A 16459-nucleotide genomic window follows, 5' to 3' on the forward strand; every position below is an offset into this window, starting at 1 on the left:
TAAACTTGTCTGTTGATTTCCACTCCAATCAACAAGGTTAAAAAATAAACAATGTCATTTAACACAGTCAGGTTCATAGAACTTCCTCTCTTAGGGATAATAATTATGCAGATATTAAGAGAGAAGAGAGGAATTCTATGTATAAATTATTGTTTTTTTTCCTTGTTTTATTACTTATCGTCCCTCCAACTGAAGTGTTTGCACAAAAGAAAGTACCCATCCTGGTGTATCATTCCATTGCAAAATTTGAAGGGCACGGTCAAAAGGAGTTATATGTGACCCCTGAGAATTTTGAAAAGCAAATGGTTTACTTGCGTGACCACAGCTATACCTTATTAACTTTTGAGCAATGGCAGGAGGTTGATCGTGTAAAAAAGCCAATTTTCCTTACTTTTGATGATGGATATAAAAATAATTTGAATGCATTCAAGGTTTTTCAAAAACTTCAAACGAAACAGTTTAAACCAACCGGTACCTTTTTTATCATTACAGATTTTATTAGCCGCACGAACCGTTTATCAGAAGATGATTTAAAAGCAATCTCGAAATCCGGATTAATTTCTATCCAGTCTCATACAGTAACTCATCCTGATTTGACCATAACAGAAAATCTTGACGCAGAATTAAAAGACTCGAAAAGGGTGCTAGAAAAAATAGTCGGTAAGCCGATCATTGCAATCTCATATCCTTTTGGTAATTTTAATCAAAGGGTTGTGAATGAAACGAAAAAGTATTATCTTTTTGGATTAACCACCACACCTGGCCCATATATTAAACAAGGGATAGAAAACGAGCACTATTTATTACCAAGGACGTACATTAAATATTCAACTACCTTAGAAGATTTTGAAAAAATTGTAAAGGTTGATTAAGCGGTTACGGAAAACGTAATCGCTTTTTTAATAGGAGGGGGATATACGACAATTGGACAGTGGTAAACGATAATGGAATTGAGATTTACGACATTAGGAGAAGGCTAACCGACAATTGAGTGAGGGAACATCCAATTGTCAGCTCCTCAACTATTTTTACTTTAGTTAATCAATGCCTGTAAATGGTGCCGGGATCCTTGTTGTTTGCCAGTATGGTTGTTACTCTTGAAATAATGCCTACTTGATCCTTTCCGATTACACTTACAACTGCTCGTCTTCGTTCCATCTCTTCCATCTCTATGAATAAAATTAAAAAAGATTGGAATATTCCAATCTCACGGGTAAGAAGAGTGTGTAGTTTTTATGTACAACGTTCTCTTCTGTCCTTTTGCCTGAGATTGTGAATCCTTCGGCGCCGCGAATAAGCGGTCTCTCTAGAAGCTGCTCCGGTTATAGTTTGACCCACAACCATCATCGCCTGCTTTATTGAATTAAACAAATCTAAACCAGGAAAAAGATTTCAGTCAATAAAAAAATTTCCCACTTAAAAGTAGAAAATTGGCGTGGCCGTTGTTCGAGCTTAGCATCATAGCCAAAAACTCATTCCATCATGTGAACTCTCAACCAGAGTATTTTAAGCCCGGACAACTGTGACCTACAATACACATCATAAACCGCAATGATTAAAAACAGATGAAAAAAATGTTAACAATTTCGTAAGTTTATGATGATTTAAAAATAATTTTTTTGTAAACGAACGGAAATTATTATGTAAACAAACAAAGCTATACTTAAATAAAATGCTAAAAGGCGGGGTTTTTTATGGAAGAGACAATGGTAAAATCCTATTTGCAAAAATCATTAGATGAGTGGAAGGATGATATATCTAATTTCCTTGGTGAAATCGATAAAGAATATGAAGAGGTTGCACAGGAGTTAAAGGTTTATTCGTATAAATATAACATTACCAAACAAGTCATTCAATCCACTGTAAACGAAGAAATTATTGAAAATATCCGGCAAATGTACCATAAGCCATTTGAAGAAAGTTATAATCAATTAAAAGAATACATACGTGACCTCGAAGAAAAACGCAGAGTTTTTCAAATGTTTATCCAAAAAATTGACGAAGTCACCCGGAAAGAAACTGCTAAATTAAATGTTTCATAAATATATCGTTAAAGCAGCTTGGTCAGAATAAAGCTGCTTTTTTTCATGCCAAAGAAACGGGAACCCGCTTTAATTCACCTTGCATATATTGATTAACAGGATAGAGGAGAGGTGAAGTAGATGATCACCGCCAAGATTGGCAGTAAAACCTACAAGCTGCCAGAAAACCTGGAGGAATATTTTCAGCGATTTCGTTCCCAAGTTATCGGAATTAATCATGAATTTGAAACACCCTATGGAATGAAGAAAATCATTTATACTGACTGGACGGCAAGCGGTCGCCTCTACCGCCCAATCGAACGGAAAATATCCGAGGTATTTGGTCCATTTATGGCGAATACCCATACGGAATCCAATACAACAAGTTTAATGATGACCGCCATCTATAAACAATCAAAAAAGATCATAAAAGAGCATGTCAACGCGGATGAACAGGACGCAGTCGTCCTTGACGGCTTTGGAATGACTGCGGTAATGAATAAATTTCAACGCATCTTAGGATTACGAATTCCTGAAAAATTGAAGGGGAATGTGCAAATTCCGGAAAAAGAGAGACCCATAATTTTTATCTCCCATATGGAGCATCATTCAAATCATACTTCTTGGCTAGAGACAATTGGTGAAGTTGTCCTATTAACACCTACCACATCAGGAGATATTGATGTGCAACAATTGGAACAGCTTCTCAACAAATATCGTGACCGGCCATTGAAAATAGGGTCTTTCACGGCCTGTTCGAATGTCACGGGAATTCAAACCCCATATCATCAATTGGCAAAAATCATGCATAAACATGGGGGATTATGTTTTGTCGATTTTGCCGCATCTGCCCCCTATGTCAAAATCAATATGCATCCGGATGATCCTTTGGAAAAACTGGACGCAATATTTTTCTCGCCTCATAAGTTTTTGGGGGGACCGGGCACTAGCGGGGTACTCGTTTTTGATTCAAAACTTTATACAAATATGGTACCTGATCATCCAGGGGGAGGAACGGTACTTTGGACCAATCCTTGGGGGGAACATCACTATTTTCCGGAGATTGAACTTAGAGAGGATGGGGGAACACCCGGGATATTGCAAGCAATCCGTATTGCTCTCTGTCTGAATTTAAAAAATCGAATGGGTGTTCAAAACATATTAAAAAGAGAAAAAGAGTTGCTCGGAATCCTTCTTCCGCAGCTTGATAGAATTCCAACCTTCCACATATTAGACGGTCACATACAGAACCGTTTAGGAATCATTTCTTTTTACATTGAAAATATCCATTATAATTTAATTGTCCGTCTGCTAAATGACCGATATGGATTTCAAGTAAGAGGTGGATGTTCCTGTGCAGGCACCTATGGGCATTATTTATATCAAATTGATCAGCCTGCATCAAAGCAAATAACAGAAAAAATTGACCAAGGAGATTTATCTTCAAAACCTGGATGGGTCCGTTTTTCGTTACACCCGATTATGAAAGATGAGGAAATTTGGTTGTTTATTCATGCAATAAAAGAAATCATCGCGAATATTGACATTTGGAAAAAGGATTATGTGTATGATTCAGCAAGCAATGATTATTTTTACATCCACCACATTCGTGAGGATATGGCTCCGCTGTTTCGAATGGAATAATTTTTTCAGGCAACGGCTTCCTTGTCCGGGCATATGCTAATGAAAAAAGGTGGGAAGTCATGATTCATACAGTAAAGCGCGGCGAAACACTTGCGTCTATTTCCGCGGACTACCGGGTAAATTTTCAACAGCTCTATGCAACAAACCCTGGAATTGGACATTTACAAATCGGTCAAAAAGTCCAAATCCCAGGCCTGCCTGACCCGAATACGATTCCATATTCAATTGATGTTTCAGTTAGCAAAAGAAGACTAGCATTATATCATAATGGAAGGTTAATGAAAATCTTTCCAATCGCAGTTGGGAAGATTTTGACTATTACCCCAACGGGTGAGTATGTGATTGTAAACCGGCAAATGAATCCGGGAGGATCGTTTGGAGTCATGTGGCTTTCGCTATCAAAACAAGGTTATGGAATTCATGGGACAAATAAACCAAGTTCTATTGGAAAGGCAGTTTCCCACGGCAGTGTAAGAATGTACAACCGGGATGTTCTGCAACTTGCCGACACTATTCCGAATGGGACACGTGTGGTTATTCATCAGTAATAAAAAGCTTAAAAAAAGGTCAATTCACAATGAATCGGCCTTTTTTACAAAAATCCTGCCTCCAAAAATGAAGGCAGGATAACTAAATTATTTGTAGATTACGATTGAACCGACAGATTTGTCTTTGGATTCACCGTTAACACGAACTTTCAGCCCATACTTACCGATATTCCGGCCAGCATCTGGCATAAATGTGTTTAAGAAAGAGTTGCTGTCATTAAATAATGATACAGCTGGCTGACTTGTAGCAGTTAATGTTTGTACCCCTGGATAATCAATATTTAGACCAGATGTAGGATCTAAACTAAAGGCTGCATCGGCAATATGGTAGCGAGTGCTTGCTTCTGCAGTGGTACTGTTGCTTAACAGCCATTGCAGGTCATTACCCAAGTGCGCATCAACTACACCAAGGAATCCATCACCTGGATGAGTACCTGTCCAGTTATCAGTAAAGCTGCCGTCAACATACCAAACCACTAAACCTCCATCATAGCTCATTAATGATTGACCGCGTTTTATGTGCGCAAGACCTTCGTCAACCCCTTTTTGGTTACGCCATTCTAATAGATAGTAGTGGTCGCTATATTTGTTTCCATCTTCTTTTGTAAATCCGTTTAATGTAAATGGTGAAGTTGTATTTTCTGCACCATCATCTACTAAAGTTTGACCATCGGCAACAACCTTGATATTATCTACAAAGAATCCGGTATACGAACTTCCCCAGTCTGTTGCATAGCGAAGGCGAAGTTTGATTTTCTGACCTTTATACCCTGATAAGTCAAATGACTGTGGCTGCCATTTGCCATTGGTACTTCCGGTAAAACCAGGCATAGAGTTTAAAATGGTTGGATAACCCTCTGGAACTACGTCAGAACGGGTATTATTATTCCCTAATGATTTCCAAGTTGCACCGTTATCAGTAGAAACTTGAACAAAAGCAAAATCCCATCGAGGTTCAATATCATACCAAGCATCAAACGTTAATGTCGCCGAGTTTTTACCTGTTAAATCAACATCGGTAACCATGTTTGTATCAGAAAGATCCGCTTGCCCACCCCAGTACTCATAGCTTCCAGTAGGAGTGTTAATCGGTGTTATTTTTTTAGGGAGATTCACACGGATTGCTTGATTATTTTTTCCAAGTGGAGAATTGGCCTGGTCAAGTAAGAATTGAGTTCCCTTGGTAGAAACATCATCCCAATTTACAACGGCAGGGTTTGTCCATTTTCCACCAAGTGTAGATTGGAAGTACTGTTTCGCAAATGGAGAGAATCCAGTCGGTTCTGTACCTGGGATTTTACCAGCCCATGAACCACTCGCCATGATGGACCAGTAGCCGATTGCTTCACCGGTTCCAGAATATTGAGTATCATATTCATCTGGAAGTCCCAAATCATGTCCATATTCGTGAGCGAATACGCCGGTTGCTCCATCTTCAGGCATTACTGTATAGTCATAGAAACCAGGCAAACCTTTTCCCAGCCCATCCGGATCATAGAAAACCGCTGAGCGATGCGACCAAATCGCATTATCACCTAAGGAACCGCCGCCAGCTTCCTGCCCCATACCGGAATGGATGATTTGTAAGTGGTCTACTAATCCATCTGGCTCCCAGAAGTTACCGTCACCATTTAAATCATGTGGATCTTCTAAATCATAGTCTTGGAGAGGGACACCTGCAGCTTTTGCCGCATCAAGAGTATCTTTAACTAGTTGTTTAGAACCACCTGGTGTTACATTATCATGACCACCTGAAGGATTATCGGCACCATAATATGCTGCTGTATGAGGTAATTTTAACCAACCATAGGCTTTTCCTTCAATTGTATAAGTACCGCCTGATTGTTCTTCATAAAACTGCTTCTGTGAAACTTGATCTTCACCATTTGGCCCTTTATATTGGCCCTTTTTGCCAAATATCATATTTTCATAATGTTCGGTATTATAATCTTTATAATAGTTATCAGTTTCACTCGGTTTAAGAGTGTTGTGAGGAACATCAGAGAATTCAACCATCAAAGTTAATAGTTTCCCTTTTTTCTGTATCCCAGGAGATGCTTCCTCTTCTACTGGATCAGGATTTCCTTTTAACTGTCCGTATTTGTTCCCTTTCCCTTTTAAAAGCCCGTTATTAAAATCTTTAAATTTCCGCTGTTTTTTTGCATCGGCTGCTTTGACCTTAGCAGCTAGCGGATCAGCCTGAGTTACTTTGTCTTGTTTGCCTTTTAATTCTAAATAGTTTTGCAAAGCCTTTTGCTTTTCAGCAGTAGAGGCACTTTTAGAAATCACTCCACGTTTGATAAGTGAATCTAGTAATTTGTCTTCATTTACTACAGATAAGTCTAGTGAACTATGTGACTGTGAGGCAACACTAGGGCTTTTATGTAGTATTTCTATGCTAGAAGAACTAGCATAGTTTCCCGGAAAACCGGTAAACAATGTACCAGCAATCACTGCTGTAGATAGACCAGTCTTTAAAAGCTTTTTCAACCAAATTCCCCCTAAACTGTTTTTTTTTGATACAATTCCATAATATTTTGAAAATTAGGACAAGACAATAAGAAAATTTCCCCAAATTTATTCATTTAGTAACAAAAAATGGGAAATTAGAATTAGTTTTAGCGGGAAATTTAAAAATTTTGGTTAAACACTATTAATTTGTCGGGATAATATATTTTAAAGAAAAGGAGAAATGTGCTGAAACCGAAGAGTTTTTATAAAAAACACTTTTTTGCTTTAAAGTATGGGTGAATAGGGTGTTCATATAATTAAATTTTGGCAGTGGATAATTTTGAAATAGGCAATAATATTATTCTATTATAGAAATAGTTGTTAAAAATTGGAGGGTTTTTAATTTTGGTTCTGTTAAATGACATTATTGATTTTTAACTTTGTTGATTGGAGCGGAAGGCACGAAGACTGCTGCGGGAGTACGGGGCAGGGGAGACCCCACATGAGCGCATGCGACGAGGAGGATCCCCGGCCCCCCCTAAGATGCGCGAAGTGCCTGGAGCGGAAATCAACAGACAAATTTACCACAGCCTTAATATTAAAAAGGGCAGTTCATCAACTGAACTGCCCTATCTTTTTATATTATTCAGCTTTTGCAGCTTGGATTTGTAAATTAATTTTTACTTTATCACCGACAAGAACGCCGCCGGTTTCAAGTGCTGCATTCCAAACCAAACCATAGTCTGAACGGTTAATAGTGCCTTGTGCACTGAAACCGACTTTTTCATTTCCCCATGGATCTTTTCCTTGTCCTTCAAATGTCACCGCGAAAGTTTCCGGTTTAGTTACACCGCGTAATGTTAAATCACCGGTAACATTGTATTCGCCGTCATCAGTTTTCTCAATTTTTGAAGCACGGAAAGTCATATTTGGATGATTTGCTGCATCAAAGAAGTCAGCAGATACTAAGTGACCATCACGATCTTGATTGCGAGTGTCTACACTTGCTGTTTCAACTGAGAATTCGATGCTTGCAGTTGTTAAGTCAGCAGGATCTGCTTCAATTGTTGCACTGAATTTGTTGAAAGTACCTTTCACATTTGCAATCATCATGTGGCGAACAGAAAAATCTACACTGCTGTGTACTGGATCGAGAGACCATTTTGTTTTTGTCATTTTATTTCTCCTCCAATTTCATTTGAAAATATTTATCTTGAAATTATAATAACTTAATTCAAGATAAATTATATGTTGAGTCAACCTTAATTGTCAATTGGTTTTTTCAAAATTTTTTGCGATTTTTCAATCGAACCAAACAAGGAAACGGAGAATGAAAGAGGAGGAAATTCAAATACTATAGAGAAACAAAAAAAAACGCCAATTTGGCGTTTTAAGTTAGAAATATAGGTTGAATATTAAAAAGCTGCATGTTAAGATAATTATTGGTCTATTTAATAAAAATAATAATTATATATAAATATCCTATAATAACATTATCACATTTTAAAGTAATTGTCAAAGAAATAGGCCAAATTTTTTCTGGAGAGTGGTTCGATGAGCGATTTACGAAACAAGGACTGGCAAACGGAACAGGACCGTGTAGATTTTGTTGTAAAAGAAGTTGAAAAAAAGGCAAAAAAGTTAAAACAAAGTTCCGGTAATGTCAGCTCGGACGTACTCGAGTTACGTAAGACTTTCTGGGAAGATGTGACCGTTAATTTAGATGAACCTGATGATGTTATAGAGACAGCCGCAAGTATGAAGCAGCAAGCTGAATTACTATCAGAACGAGAGCGGACACATAAGCAAATAGATAAACAGTTAAATACCTTAGCGAGATTAAAATATTCTCCCTATTTTGGCAGGATTGATTTTTGGGAGACAGGGGAAAAGTCCCCTGACCAAGTATATCTTGGAATTGCTTCCTTTATGGATGAACAAGATGAAAATTTTTTGATTTATGATTGGCGTGCTCCCATTTCTAGTCTTTATTATGACTATCCCCCTGGCCCTGCTGAATATGAAACACTTGAAGGAACCATTAAGGGAGAAATGAAGTTAAAAAGGCAATTCATCATTCGAGCATCGGAAATTAAAGGAATGTTCGATACCGGTGTTACCATTGGCGATGAAATGCTCCAAGAAGTGCTTGGGAATAATGCGAGTACACAGATGAAAAGTATCGTTGCCACCATCCAAAAGGAGCAAAATAAAATTATCCGAAGTGAGCGGAGCAAACTGTTGATTGTTCAGGGTGTTGCTGGAAGTGGAAAAACCTCTGCAGCCTTGCAACGGGTGGCGTATTTGCTTTACCGTTACCGCGGAACAATAAAATCGGAAAATATTATGCTGTTTTCTCCCAATCCATTATTTAATAGCTATGTAGCTACCGTCCTTCCTGAATTAGGGGAAGAAAATATGCAGCAGGTAACCTTTCAGGAGTATTTGAACCACCGGCTTACGAAAGAATTTGAAGTGGAAGACCCATTTTCCCAAATGGAATATTTGCTTAATGGGGGAGATAGGAAGCAATTTTCGGCAAGGGTCGAAGGCATTCGCTACAAAGCGAGCCTAGCTTTTAAAAAAGCCATTGATTTATACGCGTTAAAACTGTCGAAGAAAGGTTTAATCTTCCGGGATCTAACCTTTAGAGGTGACGTGCTATTTTCAAAAGAGGCAATTTACGATTACTTTTATTCCTTGGATCCATCCTACTCTATCCCCAACCGCATGCAGTTAGTAAAGGAATGGCTGCTAAGAGAATTGAAGAGAAAAGTGAGAAAAGAACGATCAAAAAGCTGGGTCGAAGAGGAAATGCAATTTTTGGATAAGGAAGATTTTCTCGAAGCATTCAAAACATTACAAGCGAACAATCGCTTTTCCGAAAACAGCTTTGATGATTATGATTCGGAGAAAAGGCTGCTTGCGGATATGGTGGTGAAAGAAAAATTTAAACCTATTTTTGCTAAAGTCAAAAAAATGAAATTTGTTGATATGCCTGCCATATATGAGCAGCTTTTTGAAGAAAATTCTGATGGGACTGTTCCTGATGTTTGGACTCAAATTTGTACTCAAACGGTAAAAAAACTGAAAAAGTCAGAAATTGCATATGAAGACGCCACGCCTTTTGTCTATTTGCAGGATTTGATTGAGGGACGCACTTCGAACACATCGATTCGGCATATTTTTATTGATGAAGCTCAGGACTATACACCTTTTCAATTTGCCTTTCTTCAGAAGTTATTTCCCTATAGTAAAATGACGCTCCTAGGTGACTTTAATCAGGCCATTTTCTCTGGCGCAACTGGTTCAGCGACGGTTTTGACCGACCATAATATTAGCAACGATGAGGTTGAGCGGATTTTTTTGACAAAAACCTATCGTTCGACCAAGGAGATTGTTGAGTTTACTCGTGCGTTGATCGAGGGGGGAGAACAAATCGAACCCTTTAACCGATCAGGGAAAAAACCAGTGGTTAGGAACGTGGAAAAAGCAAGGATACATGAATTCGTTCTCGAAAAAATTAAAGAAATACAAAGAGGTGGTCACCGGACAATAGCCGTTATTTGCAGGACTGACAAAGAAAGCAGGGCAGCATACGAAGCGTTGAAAGGCAAAATACCACTTCATTTAATCGAAAAAGGCACGATTTCGTACGAGAAGGGAATCCTGGTTATTCCTTCTTATTTGGCAAAAGGAATTGAATTTGACGCTGTCATTCTTTACGATAGCTCACAATATAAACATGAACAAGAACGAAAGCTTTTTTATACGGTTTGTACAAGGGCGATGCATGAACTTCACTTATTGGCAACCGAAGGTCTTTGTCCGCTGATGAAAGACATACCCAAGTCCGCTTATATCATTGACTAGTATATAAGCCAAATATAAAAGGAGCAGCTTTGAATGCTGCTCCTTTTACGTATCTTTTCTTTCGTATTGCTTTTGTACTTGTTCATATGCTAACCGAAATATTTCTTCATCAGATGTATTTCGGTTTGTAATTACATTGGTTAAATAGTTTTTTCCTTGGTAAGTTACCATAACATTAATTTGTAGCATAAAAATCACCTTTCTTAATCTGGAATAGTACTCTGGCAAAATCAAAACAAATCATTTTATGTTGGTGGATTGTCCGTTATGACATGAGATTTCGAATTGTTTTTGACAGATTTGTTATAATGATTGATAAAGTATATTGGAACGGAGGTTGGATTATGTCGATGTATTTTGAAGAGATTACCCGAGAAACACTTTATATTGCGCTTGAGATTATCAACTCAAATCCAGATTATAATCGACTTGAAAACGGCAATGTCTCAAGAACAATTGATGATATGGAAATTGAATTTCTAAATCCTCAATCAACCAGTGTATTTATTAAATTAGATGACACGTATATCGGTATCCTAGATTACTTGATGGAAAATCCAAAAGATCATTTCCCTTGGTTGGGACTATTAATAATCCACAATGATTATCAAGGATATGGCTTTGGTTTACAGGCGTTTCAACTGTATGAAAATGAGATGATTAAACGAGGTGTCCAAATTGTTCGCATTGGTGTAATAAAAGATAATATAAGGGCACATTCTTTTTGGAAAGCATTAGGATTTACTTTTTTAAAAATAAAACATTGGAAAAACAACATAGAAATTTTCTGCTATGAAAAGAATTTATTAGACTAAACCTCTAGTATCATAAACTCTTCGGCAAATTTATGAACTAAGTTTTTGTCGATTTTATTTTTTTTTAATAATGATTCTGCAATGACAAGGTAATGCTTGATGGAACGATCTTTTTTCAATTCCCTCAGTGATACATCGCCATTCAATAATTGGATGGCTTTTTCTTTGATGTCTTGACTATTTGTAGATTCATAAAGAAGAAAAGAAATACTCGTAACTTTATCCACAAGAACCACTCCTCAAATCAAGAATCGAATGATTCTTTACTATTTCGACTTTAAACTAAAAACTCCTGCTGATTTTTAGGAAAATTGCAAAAAATGCGACGATATGAATCTGATTATTTAAAAACTTTTCGGTAAATTTCCTGAAGGTTGTTTTTTAGAGGGAATATTTTATATAATATTGAAGGGATAAAAGAAAAACTTTTGACGTGGATTTACCTTTCGTCCCGCTTGGGATGGGAGGTTTTTTTACTTGTCTAGCGCAAGCGTCCAGGGGCTCTAGGTCATAAGCCAATCCGGCAAGAAGGTTAAAGAGCAACTTTCCCGCTGGCTCGTCTTATGCTTGTCGCCCCTGACCAAGGCACTTATGCCTTTCTTAATACAAGTTTCAGGAGGTCTAACGCAATGAAAAATACCTTAATTAAGGATTTGTACAGAAATACAGAAAACTATATTGATCAAAAAGTCCAATTATCCGGTTGGATTCGTACAATCCGTGATTCAAAAACCTTTGGTTTTATTGAAATAAATGATGGAAGTTTTTTTAAAGGGGTTCAAATTGTATTTGACGAACAATTGGATAATTTTAAAGAAATCGCCAAGCTTCCAATAAGCTCCTCTATCAAGGTTGTCGGTAATTTTATCCATACTCCACAGGCTAAACAGCCATTTGAAATTAAGGCAACTGAGATCACAATTGAAGGGACGTCAAATGTAGATTACCCATTGCAGAAGAAAAAGCATTCATTTGAGTATTTAAGAACCATTGCTCATTTACGCCCAAGAACAAATACATTCTTAGCGGTATTCCGTATTCGCTCTTTGGCTTCACATGCGGTACATCAATTTTTCCAGGAAAAAGGCTTTGTCTATGTCCATTCGCCAATTATCACCGGCAGTGATACAGAGGGTGCAGGGGAAATGTTTAGAGTAACAACCTTGGACATGGATAACCTTCCAAAAAATGAAGAAGGAAAGACAGATAACTCTCAGGATTTCTTTGGTAAAGAAACCAATCTTACCGTAAGTGGTCAGTTATCTGCGGAGGCTTTTGCGTTGGCATTCCGTAATGTGTATACATTTGGACCAACATTTAGAGCAGAGAACTCCAATACAGCGAGGCATGCTGCTGAATTTTGGATGATTGAGCCGGAGATTGCGTTTGCTGAACTCCCTGATATTATGGATCTTGCCGAAGAAATGGTGAAATATGTGATTGGCTATGTTCTTGAGCATGCACCGGAAGAAATGAACTTCTTTAACAGTTTTATTGAAAAGGGCTTGTTAGATCGTTTAAATAATGCTCATACTGCTGAATTTGGCCGTGTAACCTATACGGAGGCAATTGAGCTTTTACAAAAATCAGGAGAAAAATTTGATTATCCGGTTGAGTGGGGACTTGACTTACAAACTGAGCATGAGCGCTACTTATGTGAAAAAGTCTTTAAGAAACCAGTATTTGTTACTGATTATCCGAAAGAAATTAAGGCTTTCTATATGAGATTGAATGAAGATGGAAAAACGGTTGCTGCAACTGATTTACTAGTTCCCGGAATCGGCGAGCTGATTGGCGGAAGTCAGCGTGAAGAGCGAGAAGAAATTCTCTCATCAAAAATTAAGGAAATGGGAATGAATGAAGAAGATTATTGGTGGTATTTAGAGCTTCGCAAGTACGGTGGAACCAAACATTCCGGATATGGTTTAGGTTTTGAACGCTTAATCATGTATCTAACAGGTATGTCCAATATCAGAGACGTCATTCCATTCCCAAGAACAACAGGAAATGCAGATTTTTAATAGCAAAAGGGGCCGTTTGGCTCCTTATTTTTTTGGGGAGCAAAAATAAAATTAATTATGATATTAAATAAATCAATTTATATTTTAAAATTTATAAATAAATTCAATTGATTAATTTATTTTTTAAAAAAGGTGTTGTATGATAAGGTTAAATTAGGAAAGGGGATTAATATGCCTTATCCACTGATTTCGAATTGTCCGGTATGCAGTAAACAATTAACCATAACTAAACTACAATGTACTCATTGCCATACTACGGTGGAGAATGAATTTCAGTTATCAAAATTTGCTGCACTTCCTCAGGAACAGCTACATTTCATTGAAATATTTCTAAAATGCCGTGGAAACATTAAAGAAGTTGAAAAGGAACTGGGGATTTCTTATCCAACCGTTCGTGGAAAATTGGATGAAATAATAGGTTCATTGGGTTATAGCGCAGCAAAGAACACCCAAATTGATAAGAAAAAAATTGTTTCAATGCTTGAAAAAGGAGAAATTTCCGCAGAAGAAGCCATTCAGTTAATTAAAGAGGGGGAGTCATAAATGAAAGAGGAAATTTCACGGGTGTTAACAATGGTTGAGGAAGGGAAGCTGGATAAAGAGAAGGCAACGGAATTAATTAATGTGTTGCAAGGTAAAGAAACTCCCGTTTACTTAAGAAAAGAAACAGCCTACCTTAATAAAATGCTCAAAATCAGAGTTACCTCCGAAGAAGGGGACAATGTGAATGTGAATCTGACAATTAAGCTAGTTAAGGCTGTATTAAAAGTGGGAACAAGCATTGCTGAAAAAATCCCCGAAGCAGAGAAATATGTAAAGGATATAAATGTTGACCTTTTAATCGATGCAATTGAAAATGAAGTGGATGGTCAGATTGTCGATATCACCTCGCCCAAAGGTGAAAAAGTATTTGTGACGATCGAGTGATGCCCATGCTAAAAGTAAAAGTTAAAACAAAAGACCGCAATTTTTCTGTACCGGTACCTTACGCCTTATTAACCATGATTAGTGCAATCCTTACCTCAAAACGAATATTAAGGTATGTAAATAAAGTTATAGAAAAAGAAGGCAAACATTTTAAAGTTCCGAAAATAGACAGAAAAGATTTAAAGCCGCTGCTGCGTGCGCTTTCTGAACAAAAAGGATTAGTATTGGTCGAAACTAGGTTAAAGGATGGAACAGAAGTAACTGTGAGGCTGTAATATTTATATGCATAAAAAAAGCACGCACGCGTGCTTTTAGTTATTCAAATCACATTTTTTTAGAGGAATTAATTTTGTATTCTTCGTAAATTTGTACCCAAGCCATAAGATGATAAACAAAGGCAATCCAATATAGGAGACTAAGACACCATTCCAATCGATGTGGTTACCCATAAATGCTGAGTAGTTTTGTCCTAAAACAACAATTCCACAAACGACAAAGGCGAAGATTGGACCAAATGGGAAAAACTTTGATCTATATGGAAGATTGTTTAAGTCTTTACCCTGTGCAACATAGGCTTTACGGAAACGGTAATGACAAATCGCAATTCCAAGCCATGCAATAAACCCGGACATACCGGAAGCATTCAATAACCAAACATATACAGTGCCGTCTCCAAAAAGGGAGGCAAGGAAGGCAAGACAACCGACTAAGGTAGTAACAATTAACGCATTAACAGGTACACCATTTTTATTTAACTTTCCAAGGAATTTTGGCGCTTTACCTTGACGGGCTAAATCCCAAAGCATACGGGTTGAAGCGTACATACCTGAATTTCCTGCTGATAAAACTGCTGTTAAAATAACTGCATTCATGACAGATGCTGCAAACGCAATACCTGCTTTTTGGAATACAAGAGTGAATGGACTAACTGTAACGTCACTATTTGCTAAGTTGCTGTTCGTGTAAGGAATTAAGAATCCAATAACTAAAATCGCTAACACATAGAATAATAGAATACGCCAGAAAACTTGTCTAACAGCACGAGGGATTGATTTTTCAGGATTTTCTGTTTCGCCGGCTGCCACTCCAAGAAGTTCAGTCCCTTGGAAGGAGAAGCCTGCTGCCATGAAAATCCCAAGCATGGACATAAAACCGCCATGGAATGGAGCATCACCGACAGTAAAGTTTTTAAAGCCGATCACATGTCCACCCATAATACCAAAAATCATTAAGGTACCAGTAATAATAAAGATAATAACCGTAACAACTTTGATTAAGGAGAACCAATATTCAGCCTCGCCAAAGCCTTTTACAGAAATAAAGTTTAATAGAAACATAATGGCTAAGAAAATGGCACTCCATAAAATCGAGGGAGTGTGCGGGAACCAGAACTTCATAATCATTGTTACAGCTGCTAATTCAGCGGCAATCGTAATGGCCCAGTTGTACCAATAATTCCATCCAAGTGCGAATCCCAATGAAGGATCGACAAATTTGCTTGCATAGGTACTGAAACTGCCGGCAACCGGCATATAGGCGCCCATTTCCGCAAGGCTTGTCATTAAAAAGTAAACCATTAAACCAATTACTAGATAGGAAAGAAGTGCACCACCAGGACCAGCAGAAGCAATTGCACCGCCACTGGCAAGGAATAACCCCGTTCCGATGGTTCCTCCCAAAGAAATCATGGTAAGGTGACGAGCTTTTAAGCTGCGTTTTAATCCTGATTTTTCTTCATTTGAAATAAGAATATCAGCATTCGTATTTTCTTTTAATACACGTGCGGTTTGCATAATCTTAACTCCTTTTCTTTTACAGTTAAGTGATGGCTCTAACAAAGAAGCAGTCACTTTTCTAGTTGGGAAGGAGTTTGGAATATAAAAAATGCCACCGAAGCAGATTCAGTGGCATATCAATACCCCGCATCATACCTTCCGAAAGATAGCTCAACATGATTAGCTGGTAGGTCTAATCATGACAGTTCTGTTCCTATTCGGAGACAGACCCAGCATGTTTTTTTAAGAGACAAAAGCATGCTTCGGCGGCTTTTCCTTTCAAACGGAGTCAAAGATGTCTCTCACATCTCGTCCGTCTTACTATTAAAATCCGCGACCTCTACCCCATCGGTTTGATGAGGATTTAAATATTAAGTTAATATA

Annotated in this window: 15 protein-coding genes, 1 pseudogene and 2 riboswitches; of the genes and pseudogenes, 10 read left to right on the forward strand and 6 right to left on the reverse strand. The window is 37.7% G+C overall.

What is annotated here, in order from left to right; translation table 11 throughout:
* Nucleotides 1-137: 137 nt before the first annotated feature.
* Nucleotides 138-872, forward strand: a complete 735-nt coding sequence (locus tag BIV60_RS19475) for a polysaccharide deacetylase family protein (protein ID WP_071357375.1) — start codon at nucleotides 138-140, stop codon at nucleotides 870-872.
* Nucleotides 873-1068: 196 nt separating this feature from the next.
* On the opposite strand, the pseudogene BIV60_RS29235 reads toward BIV60_RS19475, so the two are convergent.
* Nucleotides 1069-1158: pseudogene (locus BIV60_RS29235) on the reverse strand (ACT domain-containing protein); the annotation flags it as partial.
* An 84-nt stretch (nucleotides 1159-1242) separates the two neighbouring features.
* Nucleotides 1243-1320, reverse strand: a riboswitch (glycine riboswitch).
* A gap of 374 nt (nucleotides 1321-1694) precedes the next feature.
* Here BIV60_RS29235 and BIV60_RS19480 point away from each other — a divergent pair.
* From BIV60_RS19480 to BIV60_RS19490, 3 genes are all read left to right on the forward strand, one after another.
* Entirely contained in the window at nucleotides 1695-2042 is a 348-nt protein-coding gene (locus tag BIV60_RS19480) for a hypothetical protein (RefSeq protein WP_071357376.1), read from the forward strand.
* Between the two features lie 120 nt (nucleotides 2043-2162).
* Entirely contained in the window at nucleotides 2163-3665 is a 1503-nt protein-coding gene (locus BIV60_RS19485) for an aminotransferase class V-fold PLP-dependent enzyme (protein ID WP_071357377.1), read from the forward strand.
* Nucleotides 3666-3724: 59 nt separating this feature from the next.
* Entirely contained in the window at nucleotides 3725-4213 is a 489-nt protein-coding gene (locus tag BIV60_RS19490) for a L,D-transpeptidase family protein (protein WP_071357378.1), read from the forward strand.
* Between the two features lie 87 nt (nucleotides 4214-4300).
* Here BIV60_RS19490 and BIV60_RS19495 read toward each other — a convergent pair whose 3' ends face one another.
* Together BIV60_RS19495 and BIV60_RS19500 are read right to left on the reverse strand one after the other, a co-directional pair.
* Complete coding sequence (locus BIV60_RS19495; RefSeq protein WP_083402337.1) at nucleotides 4301-6703, reverse strand: immune inhibitor A domain-containing protein; 2403 nt, start codon at nucleotides 6701-6703, stop codon at nucleotides 4301-4303.
* Nucleotides 6704-7306: 603 nt separating this feature from the next.
* Nucleotides 7307-7840, reverse strand: a complete 534-nt coding sequence (locus BIV60_RS19500) for a YceI family protein (protein ID WP_071357379.1) — start codon at nucleotides 7838-7840, stop codon at nucleotides 7307-7309.
* 378 nt (nucleotides 7841-8218) lie between these two features.
* On the opposite strand from BIV60_RS19500, the gene helD reads away from it, so the two are divergent.
* Nucleotides 8219-10537 carry an RNA polymerase recycling motor HelD gene (helD, locus tag BIV60_RS19505; RefSeq protein WP_071357380.1) on the forward strand — a complete coding sequence of 773 codons (2319 nt, stop codon included), beginning with the start codon at nucleotides 8219-8221 and terminating at the stop codon, nucleotides 10535-10537.
* Nucleotides 10538-10582: 45 nt separating this feature from the next.
* On the opposite strand, the gene BIV60_RS19510 is transcribed toward helD, so the two are convergent.
* Entirely contained in the window at nucleotides 10583-10726 is a 144-nt protein-coding gene (locus BIV60_RS19510) for a BA3454 family stress response protein (protein WP_071357381.1), read from the reverse strand.
* A 155-nt stretch (nucleotides 10727-10881) separates the two neighbouring features.
* Here BIV60_RS19510 and BIV60_RS19515 point away from each other — a divergent pair, with 155 nt between their 5' ends.
* On the forward strand, nucleotides 10882-11352 hold the full coding sequence (locus BIV60_RS19515) for a GNAT family N-acetyltransferase (RefSeq protein WP_071357382.1): 471 nt from the start codon (nucleotides 10882-10884) through the stop codon (nucleotides 11350-11352).
* Here BIV60_RS19515 and BIV60_RS19520 read toward each other — a convergent pair.
* Nucleotides 11349-11579 (reverse strand): hypothetical protein, encoded by a 231-nt coding sequence (locus tag BIV60_RS19520; protein ID WP_071357383.1) that lies wholly within the window; start codon nucleotides 11577-11579, stop codon nucleotides 11349-11351. The genes BIV60_RS19515 and BIV60_RS19520 overlap by 4 nt on opposite strands.
* A gap of 402 nt (nucleotides 11580-11981) precedes the next feature.
* Here BIV60_RS19520 and asnS point away from each other — a divergent pair, with 402 nt between their 5' ends.
* The 4 genes from asnS (at nucleotide 11982) to BIV60_RS19540 (ending at nucleotide 14575) form a co-directional block, all read left to right on the forward strand.
* Complete coding sequence (asnS, locus tag BIV60_RS19525; RefSeq protein ID WP_071357384.1) at nucleotides 11982-13373, forward strand: asparagine--tRNA ligase; 1392 nt, start codon at nucleotides 11982-11984, stop codon at nucleotides 13371-13373.
* A 171-nt stretch (nucleotides 13374-13544) separates the two neighbouring features.
* The gene (locus BIV60_RS19530; RefSeq protein WP_071357385.1) at nucleotides 13545-13916 is read left to right on the forward strand and encodes a DUF2089 domain-containing protein; all 372 of its coding nucleotides are present in this window, start codon (nucleotides 13545-13547) and stop codon (nucleotides 13914-13916) included.
* Nucleotides 13917-14300 carry an SHOCT-like domain-containing protein gene (locus tag BIV60_RS19535; RefSeq protein WP_071357386.1) on the forward strand — a complete coding sequence of 128 codons (384 nt, stop codon included), beginning with the start codon at nucleotides 13917-13919 and terminating at the stop codon, nucleotides 14298-14300.
* A 5-nt stretch (nucleotides 14301-14305) separates the two neighbouring features.
* Nucleotides 14306-14575 (forward strand): hypothetical protein, encoded by a 270-nt coding sequence (locus tag BIV60_RS19540; RefSeq protein WP_071357390.1) that lies wholly within the window; start codon nucleotides 14306-14308, stop codon nucleotides 14573-14575.
* A 36-nt stretch (nucleotides 14576-14611) separates the two neighbouring features.
* On the opposite strand, the gene BIV60_RS19545 is transcribed toward BIV60_RS19540, so the two are convergent.
* On the reverse strand, nucleotides 14612-16093 hold the full coding sequence (locus tag BIV60_RS19545) for an amino acid permease (protein ID WP_071357387.1): 1482 nt from the start codon (nucleotides 16091-16093) through the stop codon (nucleotides 14612-14614).
* Nucleotides 16094-16234: 141 nt separating this feature from the next.
* Nucleotides 16235-16426: riboswitch (Lysine riboswitch) on the reverse strand.
* Nucleotides 16427-16459: the final 33 nt, after the last annotated feature.

Origin of the sequence: Bacillus sp. MUM 116, assembly GCF_001866655.1 — a bacterium.
In the GTDB taxonomy this organism is placed as follows: domain Bacteria; phylum Bacillota; class Bacilli; order Bacillales; family Cytobacillaceae; genus Neobacillus.

What these genes read in the sequence shown, in the direction of transcription:
- BIV60_RS19530 (WP_071357385.1), top strand. Translation starts at nt 13,545, where the DNA reads ATGCCTTATCCACTGATTTCGAATTGTCCGGTATGCAGTAAACAATTA.
- BIV60_RS19535 (WP_071357386.1), top strand. Translation starts at nt 13,917, where the DNA reads ATGAAAGAGGAAATTTCACGGGTGTTAACAATGGTTGAGGAAGGGAAG.
- helD (WP_071357380.1), top strand. Translation starts at nt 8,219, where the DNA reads ATGAGCGATTTACGAAACAAGGACTGGCAAACGGAACAGGACCGTGTA.
- asnS (WP_071357384.1), top strand. Translation starts at nt 11,982, where the DNA reads ATGAAAAATACCTTAATTAAGGATTTGTACAGAAATACAGAAAACTAT.
- BIV60_RS19480 (WP_071357376.1), top strand. Translation starts at nt 1,695, where the DNA reads ATGGAAGAGACAATGGTAAAATCCTATTTGCAAAAATCATTAGATGAG.
- BIV60_RS19540 (WP_071357390.1), top strand. Translation starts at nt 14,306, where the DNA reads ATGCTAAAAGTAAAAGTTAAAACAAAAGACCGCAATTTTTCTGTACCG.
- BIV60_RS19475 (WP_071357375.1), top strand. Translation starts at nt 138, where the DNA reads ATGTATAAATTATTGTTTTTTTTCCTTGTTTTATTACTTATCGTCCCT.
- BIV60_RS19500 (WP_071357379.1), bottom strand. Translation starts at nt 7,840, where the DNA reads ATGACAAAAACAAAATGGTCTCTCGATCCAGTACACAGCAGTGTAGAT.
- BIV60_RS19490 (WP_071357378.1), top strand. Translation starts at nt 3,725, where the DNA reads ATGATTCATACAGTAAAGCGCGGCGAAACACTTGCGTCTATTTCCGCG.
- BIV60_RS19545 (WP_071357387.1), bottom strand. Translation starts at nt 16,093, where the DNA reads ATGCAAACCGCACGTGTATTAAAAGAAAATACGAATGCTGATATTCTT.
- BIV60_RS19510 (WP_071357381.1), bottom strand. Translation starts at nt 10,726, where the DNA reads ATGCTACAAATTAATGTTATGGTAACTTACCAAGGAAAAAACTATTTA.
- BIV60_RS19485 (WP_071357377.1), top strand. Translation starts at nt 2,163, where the DNA reads ATGATCACCGCCAAGATTGGCAGTAAAACCTACAAGCTGCCAGAAAAC.
- BIV60_RS19515 (WP_071357382.1), top strand. Translation starts at nt 10,882, where the DNA reads ATGTCGATGTATTTTGAAGAGATTACCCGAGAAACACTTTATATTGCG.